General features: G+C 49.4%; 10 protein-coding genes. 9 read left to right on the top strand and 1 reads right to left on the bottom strand.

Annotated features, from left to right (window positions below):
• The first annotated feature begins 68 nt into the window (after positions 1–68).
• From Q0V82_RS15395 to Q0V82_RS15355, 9 genes are all read left to right on the top strand, one after another.
• Positions 69–1,226 (top strand): porin, encoded by a 1,158-nt coding sequence (locus tag Q0V82_RS15395; RefSeq protein WP_297577142.1) that lies wholly within the window; start codon positions 69–71, stop codon positions 1,224–1,226.
• Between the two features lie 159 nt (positions 1,227–1,385).
• A complete protein-coding gene (aroC, locus tag Q0V82_RS15390) occupies positions 1,386–2,489 on the top strand; it encodes a chorismate synthase (RefSeq protein WP_297577140.1) in 1,104 nt (367 codons plus the stop codon).
• Complete coding sequence (locus Q0V82_RS15385) at positions 2,486–3,127, top strand: DUF4136 domain-containing protein (RefSeq protein ID WP_297577137.1); 642 nt, start codon at positions 2,486–2,488, stop codon at positions 3,125–3,127. The genes aroC and Q0V82_RS15385 overlap by 4 nt, the downstream gene beginning before the upstream one ends.
• 161 nt (positions 3,128–3,288) lie before the next feature.
• Positions 3,289–4,125 (top strand): presqualene diphosphate synthase HpnD, encoded by an 837-nt coding sequence (hpnD, locus tag Q0V82_RS15380; protein WP_221021165.1) that lies wholly within the window; start codon positions 3,289–3,291, stop codon positions 4,123–4,125.
• A 2-nt stretch (positions 4,126–4,127) separates the two neighbouring features.
• A complete protein-coding gene (hpnE, locus tag Q0V82_RS15375) occupies positions 4,128–5,468 on the top strand; it encodes a hydroxysqualene dehydroxylase HpnE (protein WP_297577144.1) in 1,341 nt (446 codons plus the stop codon).
• A gap of 203 nt (positions 5,469–5,671) precedes the next feature.
• Positions 5,672–6,424, top strand: a complete 753-nt coding sequence (locus Q0V82_RS15370) for an SDR family NAD(P)-dependent oxidoreductase (RefSeq protein WP_297577134.1) — start codon at positions 5,672–5,674, stop codon at positions 6,422–6,424.
• Positions 6,425–6,791: 367 nt separating this feature from the next.
• Positions 6,792–8,777 (top strand): ATP-dependent DNA helicase, encoded by a 1,986-nt coding sequence (locus Q0V82_RS15365; RefSeq protein WP_297577131.1) that lies wholly within the window; start codon positions 6,792–6,794, stop codon positions 8,775–8,777.
• A 17-nt stretch (positions 8,778–8,794) separates the two neighbouring features.
• Positions 8,795–9,856 (top strand): endolytic transglycosylase MltG, encoded by a 1,062-nt coding sequence (gene mltG / locus Q0V82_RS15360; protein WP_297577129.1) that lies wholly within the window; start codon positions 8,795–8,797, stop codon positions 9,854–9,856.
• Between the two features lie 151 nt (positions 9,857–10,007).
• On the top strand, positions 10,008–10,898 hold the full coding sequence (locus tag Q0V82_RS15355) for a DMT family transporter (RefSeq protein WP_297577128.1): 891 nt from the start codon (positions 10,008–10,010) through the stop codon (positions 10,896–10,898).
• Here the strand turns inward: Q0V82_RS15355 and Q0V82_RS15350 are convergent.
• Positions 10,899–11,104, bottom strand: a 206-nt coding sequence (locus Q0V82_RS15350; RefSeq protein ID WP_297577126.1) for a hypothetical protein, incomplete at its 5' end; no start/stop codon positions are given.

Genomic DNA, 11,104 nt, shown 5'->3' with positions numbered 1-11,104 from the left:
ATTTCACCCATTTAGTGACCTGCATCGCCGTTGCACTTACTAGTTGAATCCGCCAGAGTTAAATCGATATGAGCAAAATTATTGCCCTTTCTATTGCAGCAGCTTTACTAACACCATTCGCTTCTGCTGAAGTCACCATTAGCGGTAGTGTGCGTACTGCGATGGAATATCTTAGCCCTGATCAAATCGGCGTTAAAGTCGGCTCTAAAAATGATGGCGGAAATAAAACCCAATTGGCCGATCAAAGTTCACGCATCCGTGTTTCGGGTGTGGATAAATTAGATATCGGTGGTGATTTGGTTTGGGTTTTAGAAAGCCGCTTCCGCGTTGGCGATCCATACAATAAAGAAGCAGGTTCAGTATGGGGCTCGCGCGATACTTATATCGGTTATAAAGGTGATTATGGTTTTGCCCGCTTTGGTAAAATGGATAATGCCTACAAAAACCTATACAAAAACATTGCGCCTACAATTGAAGGCGAAATGAATGATACATCAGGTTATTTAGGTGATGGCCAATTATTGCGTCGTTTAGGCTCTCGTTCAGGCTCGGTTATTTATTACGAAACACCTAATTTCAGCGGCTTTAATGCGCACGCCTCATATACACTTTCACCGCAAGTAGAAAATTCAAAACCTGCTAGTTGCGCTCTTAACTCAAAAGGTGCAATTGTTTGCACTCCAGCAGTAGCCTCAACAGGAACTGTTAACACCGATGTGTATCAAATTGGTGGCTTCTATAAAAATGATATGTTTAATGTTGGTGCAGCTTATTCGATGGGAAAAAATCAGAACTCTGATATTAATTCATCAAAAATATCACCATCAGTAAAAGATGGAGCAAGCATTAGCGGCTTTATGGTCGGTGGTAATGTTAAATATATGGACTTCGGTCTAGGTTTAACTTGGGAACAAGTTGATCGTGATGATGGTAAACAATCACGTACCCAAGATAGTTACGCCATTGCGGGTTCGTATAAATATGAGAAATTAAATTTCTTGTTGTCTTATGTACAAGCAGCTGATGTAGAAACATTAAATGATTCTGGCGCGGATCAAGTTTCGGTTGCCGCATCATATAATTTATCCAAACGCAGCAAAGTAATTGCAACATATACTAAAGTGAATAACGATAAAAACGCTAATTTCACCACTGAATCAGGCTATGTATTAAACAATGGCCAAAGCGCTGATTTGTTCTCAGTGGGCGTGCGTACTGACTTTTAATTGGATTTAAAGTTTTACCGCTTGAACTTGAGCCGCTCAAACAGTGTTTGGGCGGTTTTTTTTGGTCTGAATAAAACTTCCACCCGCAGAGTCAGCAGTAATCGGGCAAGCGCGTGGTAAAATTGTGGTAATGAATTCATTTTGAGTTAGGGGCGGGTCATGTCAGGCAATTCTATTGGTTTATTGTTTACCGTAACGTCGTTTGGTGAAAGCCACGGCGCAGGGATTGGCTGCATTGTCGATGGTTGCCCACCGGGAATGGCGCTGTCTGAGGCGGATATTCAGATGGAGCTCGATCGCCGTAAACCCGGCACTAGCCGCCACGTCACCCAGCGCAAAGAGCCTGATACGGTGGAGATTTTATCCGGGGTGTATGAGGGTAAAACCACCGGTACGCCGATTGCTTTATTGATTCGCAACCAAGATCAACGCAGCCAAGATTACGGCAAAATTGTTGAGACTTTCCGCCCGGGGCACGCCGATTACACCTATTGGCATAAATATGGCATTCGTGATCCACGTGGGGGTGGCCGCTCTTCGGCGCGCGAAACTGCGGTACGAGTTGCTGCCGGCGCCATTGCCAAAAAATGGCTCAAAGAGCGCTACGGTGTTGAAATTCGTGGCTATATGAGTAAGCTCGGTGAAATTGATATCCCGTTTATGAGCTGGGATCAGGTGGCTGAAAATGCTTTTTTTGCGCCCAATAATGCCATTGTTCCCGAACTTGAAGACTATATGGATGCGATTCGCAAAGAGCGCGATTCGGTCGGCGCACAAATTTCGGTGGTCGCCGAAAACGTCCCAGTGGGTTGGGGTGAGCCGGTCTATGATCGTCTGGATGCCGATATTGCTTTTGCGATGATGAATATCAATGCCGTTAAAGGCGTTGAAATTGGCGCGGGTTTTGCCAGCATTGCCCAGCGCGGTTCTGAGCATTGCGATGAGTTGACGCCACAAGGTTTTGCTAGCAATCATGCTGGCGGTATCTTGGGGGGTATATCAACAGGGCAGGCGATTACAGTGAACTTGGCGGTAAAACCCACCTCGAGTATTGCACAAGAGCGACGCTCGATTGATAAAGACGGCAATCCAGTGATGATGGCCACCACTGGCCGGCATGACCCTTGTGTCGGCATTCGTGCCACGCCAATTGCCGAGGCGATGATGGCCTTGGTGCTGATTGACCATGCCTTACGCCACCGGGCGCAGTGTGGTGATGTAGTGGTGAATACACCGCAAATTGCTGGGAGTATCAAAACATGAAATTACGCGGATGGAGTGCTGTGGTTGGCCTGATGTTACTGGCCGGTTGTGCCAATACTTTTGTTTCACAAGTCTCTGTTCGCCATGATTTACCCGCATCCATGGCCGGTAAAGTGTTTGCCATTGATCGACCCAAAGACGATGACCAAAGCCTGGCGCGCTATGACTTTGAAAACCTCTTGGCGACTGAATTACGCCGCCAAGGCTTGGTGCAGCAAGCCGATCCCAAGCTGGCCGATTGGTTGGTGCAGCTCGATTATCAAATCGACGATGGTAAAAATGCGTCTTACCAGCAGCCGATTTGGGGCACGATTGGTTATTCGGTGAGTTATCAGCGCATCAACACCGGCGGCGGCATTGCCTTTATTCCGCGTTATTACCCAGAAACAGGAATTATTGGCTCGCAAACCATCAATGAAACGCTATTCACTCGCGAAGTGTTTGTCGATATTTTGGATCGTAAGGCCTTGGCTGCTGGCGATTTTGCCAAGTTGTATGAAGGTCGAGCCAGAAATCGTAGCCTCAATGATGTGCTCGATCCGGCCGTGCCTTGGTTGATCCGCAGCTTATTTTTACCTTTTCCGGGCCCTTCGGGCGTGACGCGAGAAGTGCGGCAAGTTTTGCCTGAAACCAAATAAACTGTGCGGCCAGCGCATCAATCGCTGGCCCCAACAGATGAAGTAGGCAGGCAAAAGTTTCCGTGCAGCGTTGCTTCGCCTTGTCGTACGTGTGTACTGTCTGCTGCTTTGCGCGAAAACTTTTGCTCAGTGACTTAGTTATTTTTGAATTGGATTTTCTTGTGACACCAGATCAATATTGTGAAGATAAAGCCGCCAAAAGCGGCTCGAGTTTTTATTACAGCTTTCGTTTTTTAAGCCCAGAAAAGCGCATTGCCATTACTGCTTTGTACGCATTTTGTCGTGAAGTGGACGACGTGGTCGACGAAATCAGTGATGAAGGCGTCGCCCGAACGACCTTGGCCTGGTGGCGCAATGAAGTCGACCAAATGTACGCCGGTTCGCCGCAGCATCCAGTAACTCAATCGTTGTGGCCAGCGGCTCAAGCCTATGATTTACCGCGTGAATTGCTGCTCGAGATTATCGACGGCATGGAAATGGATTTAAATCAGGCGCGTTATAACAGCTTTAAAGATTTGCATCTGTATTGCTACCGTGTTGCCAGCGTAGTGGGGCAATTGGCGGCGATGATTTTTGGTTTTACTGATCGTAAAACCTTAAAATATGCGCATGATTTAGGCATTGCTTTTCAGCTGACCAATATCATTCGCGACGTCGGTGAAGACGCCCGACGCGGCCGAATTTATTTGCCGGTGGATGAATTGCAACGCTTTAATGTGCCCGCCGCCGACATTATGAATTATCGGGAAACGGCTGAATTTAAAGCCTTAATGAATTTCCAAATTGATCGTGCCGAGCAATATTACGATCAAGCCATCGCTTTATTACCCGCATGCGATAAAAAAAGTCAGCGCACTGGCTTGGTGATGGCGGCGATTTATCGTGCCACCTTGGCCGAAATTCGCGCCGATGGCGCGCAAAAAGTCCTCAATCAACGCATCAAACTCACCCCCATTCGCAAGCTCTGGCTGGCTTGGAAAACATGGTGGTTTGCTTGAGCGTGAGTCGTGCTGTGCATCCGGTGAAAACCGTCGCCATTATTGGGGGGGGTTATGCGGGCATGGCGGCGGCGGTTGAGTTGGCGGCGGCGGGCGTGTCGGTTACGGTGTTTGAGGCTGGCAAAGTGCTCGGTGGCCGGGCGCGCCGTGTGGCGCGCAGTCATCAGGCTGGGGCTAGCGCCGTGGATAATGGCCAACATTTATTAATTGGCGGATATAGCGAATTATTGCGGTTAATGACGCAATGCGGCGTGGATTTATCGCAAGTTTTTTTGCGCTTGCCGATGCGTTTGCAAGTTGATCCCGGTTTTGTACTGGCTTGCCCACGTCTGCCAGCGCCCTTGCATTTGGCAGTGGGTTTATTGTTGGCCAAGGGCTTATCGTGGGCTGAGCGTTGGGCCTTAATTCGCAGCATTCAGTTGACTAAATGGCGGCGGTGGCGCTTAGCGCAAGACATTAGCGTGGCTGAGTGGCTAAGCAATGAGCGGCAACCAGCGAGTTTAATCGCTAAGTTTTGGTCGCCGTTGACCTTGGCGGCGCTCAATACACCGCTGGAACTGGCGAGCGCCCAAGTGCTGCTCAATGTGTTGCGCGATAGTTTGGGCGGCGCGCGCGCTGCTTCTGATGTACTGTTGCCGCGTTGTGATTTTAGTCAGTTATTTCCTGAGCCTGCGGCGCAGTATATTGAGCAGCATGCTGGGTATTTAAAGCTAGGCCATAGAGTAAAAGCGGTATCGATAGATACCCAAGGTTTTTTACTGGATGATGCTGAGCGATTTGACGCGGTGATTTGCGCCACGCCACCGCATCAAGCGGCAAATATTTTGCCTGCGATCCCGGCGCTCAATGCTTTAAGCGCGCAGTTGGCCGCTTGGCAATATCAGCCGATTGTGACGGTGTATTTGCAATTTGCCGCCGAGATTAAGCTGGCTACGCCGATGCTTGGTTTGGCCGATGCGTATTCGCAATGGGTGTTTGATCGTGGTGTGAGTCACGGCCAGCAGGGTTTGATTGCGGTGGTGATTTCCAGCGAAGGCCTGCATAGCGGCTTAAGTCATGATGAATTAGCCACGGCAGTGCAAGCTGAATTGCATCAGCGTTTGGGCTTGCCTGATTTAGTGTTGCGCCAACAGGTCATTAGTGAAAAACGCGCGACGTTTGCCTGTACGCCCGACTTGCTTCGGCCTGACAATAACACTGATGTGGCGGGTTTATTTTTGGCCGGAGACTTTACTGCAGATTTAGCCGGGCAGGGGCGCGGTGAATACCCTGCGACGCTAGAAGGCGCAGTGCGCAGTGGCGTAAAAGCGGCGCAGCAATGCTTGCAGTATTTGCGTCGTTGATTGTCGCACTGGCAAAGCGAGCGCTAATCCCGCGCGAACAACCCATGATGAATTTGTCGCTGGGCCTCGCCCCCTTTCGGATCGATTGATTGTAGCGATGTGGCGAGTTCTCAGTATATTTTTGCAGTGCGCCGCAGGCGAATGCAGTAGCACTTTAAGTAATCACACTTCAAGCCGTTTGGCTGATGATTAGGAATAAAAAAATGGCAGATTGGAAATCAGCAAGCATTGCAGCAGATGCATTTAAAGATCGAGTGATTCTGGTCACTGGCGCGGGTCAGGGTTTGGGGGCAATGGCCGCTTTAGAGTTGGCCAAACTTGGCGCGACGATTATTTTATTGGGCCGTAACGAAAAAAAACTCAGCCGCACTTATGACGCCATCGAAGCGGCTGGCGGGCCGCAGCCAGCGGCTGTACCGCTGGATTTAGCCAAAATGGGCGAAGCTGAGCTCAACCAATTGGGCGTGCTGATTCAAAAAGAATTTGGTCGTTTAGACGGTATTTTGCATTGCGCCAATGGCTTTAATCATTTGTCGCCGCTGGCCAATCAAAAATTGGACGAATGGGTGGATATGTTCCGCGTGAATGTGGCAGCGCCTTTTGCGCTGACGCGGGCCTTGTTTCCGCTATTGCAGCAATCGCCTGATGCCGCCGTATTGGTTTTGGGTGAAACCCATGCCTTTGAGCCCAATGCGTACTGGGGCGGTTTTAGCGTGACTAAAGCCGGGCAAAAAAACTGGGTCGAAATTGCCGCTGCCGAATGGGAAAACCTGCCGAATGTGCGGATTAATTTACTGGTGCCCGGCCCGATTCAATCGCCATTTCGTTTGGCAACGCATCCTGCTGAATCGGCTGAGAATCTACCCCTTGCCAGCGATTTATTCCCTGCTATTGCCTATTTGCTGGGTGGCGACAGCACTGGGCAGTCAGGTAAAGTGGTTTTTTTTCAAGCGTAAAATAAATTAGAACTTGCGCTGAACTTTTGCCAACAGCGGCACTCTGAATGAGGGTAGTGAGTAATGCGATAGATGGTGTTGGTTTAGGGTCAACAGATCTTTGCTAATGCGATGTGTATTGTGTTTTTCATCTCTCCCTGTATTGATTGGCCCCGCCGTGTGCGGGGCTTTTTTTTGGCTGCGCTAATTTAAATCACGCACTTGGCCTGATGCTGCGTTACAAAGCGCTGACTTAGAATGACTAAGTTGCGCGCTTCGTGTCTTGCCTTAGGCCAAAATCCGCGCAAACGCGGTTGGCAAACCAAACGTCAACAGACCCTAGGCGCTAGCTACGGTACAATCGATCATCCGATGTTTTGAGCTTTCCATGACTCTTGAAGAAGTTTTTGCCGATAACGGCCCGTTTGGTGCGGCTTTTCCCGGCTATAAATTGCGTCAACCGCAGCTAGAAATGGCGCAAGCGGTTGAACGCACCATTGAAGCGCGTGGCCAATTGATTGCCGAGGCCGGCACCGGCACGGGTAAAACCTTTGCCTATTTAGTGCCCGCACTGTTGTCGGGCGGCAAAGTGATTGTTTCAACCGGCACCAAAACCTTGCAAGATCAGCTGTTTAATCGCGACGTGCCGCGCGTTCGCGATGTGCTCAAAGTACCGGCGATTATTGCGCTGCTCAAAGGGCGCTCCAATTATGTGTGTCATTACCATTTGGCGCGCGCCGAGCATGAAGGGCGCTTTATGCGTCGTGAAGACCTTGCTGATCTACAAAAAGTAAAACGCTACGCCAATACCACCGCTTCTGGCGATAAAGCCGCTTGCCCCGGGGTGGCTGAAGACGCACCGATTTGGGCGCAAGTGACTAGCACGCGTGATAATTGCCTAGGGCAAGATTGCCCCAATCACAAAGAATGCTTTGTGCTCAAAGCGCGCAAAGACGCCCAAGAGGCCGATATTGTGGTGGTGAACCATCATTTGTTTTTTGCCGATGTGTGGCTAAAAGACGAAGGTGCGGGTGAATTACTGCCGGCGTGTAATACGGTGATTTTTGACGAAGCACATCAGCTGCCTGAGGTCGCCAGCCTGTTTTTTGGCGATACGCTGACCAATGGGCAAATCATTGAGTTAGCACGCGACGCGCGCGCCGAAGCTTTAGTGGTGGCCAAAGATTTTGTCATGCTGCCCAATGCTGCCGAAGCGCTGGAAAAATCAGTCAAAGATGTGCGCTTAATTTTTAAAGACACGGTGCGCTTACCGCAGCATGAGCTCAAAGAAAAATTCCCGAGCTTTTTTAGCCAGCTGGTTGAAATGACTGGACATATTCAGCATTTAACCGAACTACTCGCCAAACAGGCCGAGCGCGGTGAAGGTCTAGAAAAATGCTATAAACGCGCGGCTGAAATGTTAGCCTTGCTCGAAAAATGGCAAAAATCAGATTCAGCCGAAACCGTGCATTGGCTAGACGTTACGCAGCATGGTTTTTTGCTGCATATTACGCCGCTCAATATCGCTGATTTATTCCAAAAACAAGTCAATCTTAATCCGCGCGCTTGGATTTTTGCCTCGGCAACGTTGGCGGTGAATCATCACTTTACTCATTTTCAGCATGAATTAGGCTTGTGGTCGGCCGAAACGGCCACTTGGGATAGCCCATTTGATTACAAGCAGCAGGCCGTACTGTATGTGCCGCAAGACATGCCCCAGCCTAATACTGCCGAATATACCCGTGCGGTAGTTGAGAAAGCTTGGCCTTTATTGCAAACCACCCAAGGCCATGCTTTTTTACTGTTTACCTCATTACGCGCCATGCGGGAAGCGCATGAAATCTTGCTCGAAAAACTCAAAGACGCCGGCTTAGATTGGCCAGTATTTTTGCAAGGCACGGGTTCGAGAACTGAATTGCTCGATCAATTTCGTAAAGAGCCGAATGCGATTTTGGTCGCCAGCCAAACCTTCTGGGAGGGCATTGACGTGCGTGGCGAGCAATTGTCTTTGGTGGTGATTGATAAATTACCGTTTTCGCCGCCCGATGATCCGGTGCTTTCAGCCAGAATGGAGCAGCTGACTAAAGCCGGGCGCAGCCCGTTTATGGATTATCAGCTGCCCAATGCCACCATTACGCTCAAGCAAGGCGCTGGGCGATTAATTCGTGATGAAAGCGACATTGGCATTTTAATGATTGCCGATTCGCGCTTGGTTGAAAAACAATACGGCAAAATGATTTGGAAAAGCCTGCCGCCAATGTATCGCTCGCGCGACTTGGCCAATGTGCAAAAATTTTATGCCGTGCAAAAACAAAAAGCGCGCACTAACGACATCGATGGCGAAGCGAGCGCCGCCGAAAATCAAGCTAACTAATCCAAAGGTAAAACGCAGTGGCGGCACCAACACCCTATAAAAAAAAGCCCAATCTCTACCACAAGCAAGCCGTGAATAAACCCGTCTCGTTTTGGGGGCGGTTGTTTGGCTTATTGATTTTTGGTTTTTTTGCCGCGCTGATGGCCGGTGGCGCGTGGTTTTATGGCTGGACCCAATCTGAGCAGCCCAATCCACCGTCGCATTCGGTATTGATTGCGCCCGGTGGCGTCAATTCGGTTGCGGCGCAATTGGTCCAGCAAGGCGCAATCGATTCCGCGCCGTTGTTTATTTTGCTGGCGCGTATTTCAGGGCAAGACGCCAGTATTAAAGCTGGTAGCTACGCGCTTAAAGCGCCGATGTCGCCTTGGCAAATCCTTAAAAAATTAGCCAAAGGTGAGGTGGATTTACAGATGTTTAGCATGATTGAGGGCTGGAATTGGCGCGATCTACGCCGCGCACTCAATAGCCATCCATCGTTAAAACACGATACGGCGGCAATGAGCGATAGCGAAATTCTATCCGCGCTGGGTATTAGCGCCACCTCGCCAGAGGGCTTATTTTTCCCTGATAGCTATCACATCGATCAAGGCAGCTCAGACCTCAAGCTATTAGCGCGCGCGCATCAATTAATGCAAACAAAACTCGATGCTGCATGGGCCAATCGCCAGCCTGATTTGCCACTTAAATCGGCGTATGACGCGCTGATTTTGGCGTCCATCGTTGAGAAAGAAACCGGCAAAGCCGCCGATCGGCCGATGGTATCAGGCGTATTTGTCAATCGCTTACGCAAGGGCATGCGCTTACAGACCGATCCAACGGTGATTTATGGCGTTGGCGAAGCGTTTAAAGGCGATATCACCAAGGCGCATTTGCGCACGGATACTGCTTACAACACCTATACCCGCGCCGGTTTGCCACCGACGCCGATTGCCATGGTTGGAGAAGCGGCACTGATTGCCGCGACGCAACCGAGTCAGACCAAAGCATTTTATTTTGTCGCCAAAGGCGATGGCTATTCGGCGTTTTCTGAGTCCTTGGAGCAACACAATGCGGCGGTGCGGCGTTATCTAAATCGCTAGGCGTGCATTTTTTGGCCTTTAATAGATATTTTTTCCGTATTTAATGTATTGTCTACGCTGTTTTATTGGCCAGATGCGGTTAATTCAGTATCTAGTCAATTAATACGGCAAATTGTTCGGGTCTACTAAATGCAGTTGAATCGAGGTGACAATGAATTCGGTATTAAAAGGCCATTTAATGGTGTTGTTTTGTGTTTTGGTCTGGGGAGTCACCTTTGTTTCAACCAAAATCTTATTAGACTTTCGCAGCCCAGTCGAAATTGCCCTTGATCGCTTTGTATTAGCCTACGCCTTATTGTTTTTAATGCATCCAGTGCTTAAAAAACCGCAATGGCGCGAAGAATTGTATTTCTGTGGCCTAGGTTTATTTGGCGTGACGTTGTATTTTTTAACCGAAAATATCGCGCTGCAATATACGCAAGCGTCTAGCGTCGGTTTACTCGTCTCATCCGCGCCATTACTCACTGCATTTTTTGCGCATTTCACCACCCACGATGAAAAACTCAGTCTGCGCTTAATTATTGGCTCTTTGATTGCATTAGCTGGCGTGGCCTTGGTGATGTTTAATGGCAGCGTGATTTTAAAACTCAATCCCTTGGGCGATATTTTGGCTTTATCTGCGGGGGCGGCGTGGGCGATTTATTGCTTATTGCTCAAGCGGGCAGGGCAGCGTTATGGTTATTTATTTTTAACGCGGCAAGTGTTTTTTTACGGCATCGTTACCTTATTACCGGCCGCGTGGATCATGGGTTATCGCTTAGATTTGGCCTTGTGGCTCAATCCATTACAAGGCGGCAATATGCTGTTTTTAGGCGTCATCGCCTCGGCGCTGTGCTTTGTGGCGTGGAATAAAGCACTCGGTATTATCGGCGCGGTGAAAGCCAGTAATTACATTTATTTAATCCCGATGGTCACCATGCTCACAGCGATTGTGATTTTGGGCGAACGCATCACCGCCGTTGGTGCCGCCGGTGCAGCCATGATTTTACTTGGGGTATATTACGCTGAGCATGGATTTAAATGGCCTGCAGCTAAATACTAGCTAGAGAAGTGCGATGTTCAGGTTTGGTATTGATGCTGTGCCGCGCTCGTTGAGTTGGGGCTTAAAAACCCGTCCAAGCGCACCGAGTGCGGAAGGGAGACAAACAGTTTTATCGTTTGGCTCACGACAATCGAGGGCATCGGGGACCGAGGCGCGCTCGGGTCGCCTTTCTTTGCTTACTTTCTTTGGCGACGCAAAGAAAGTAA

This window comes from uncultured Deefgea sp. (genome assembly GCF_947072475.1).
Taxonomy (GTDB): domain Bacteria; phylum Pseudomonadota; class Gammaproteobacteria; order Burkholderiales; family Chitinibacteraceae; genus Deefgea.
This window is presented reverse-complemented; position numbering and strand designations above follow the sequence as displayed.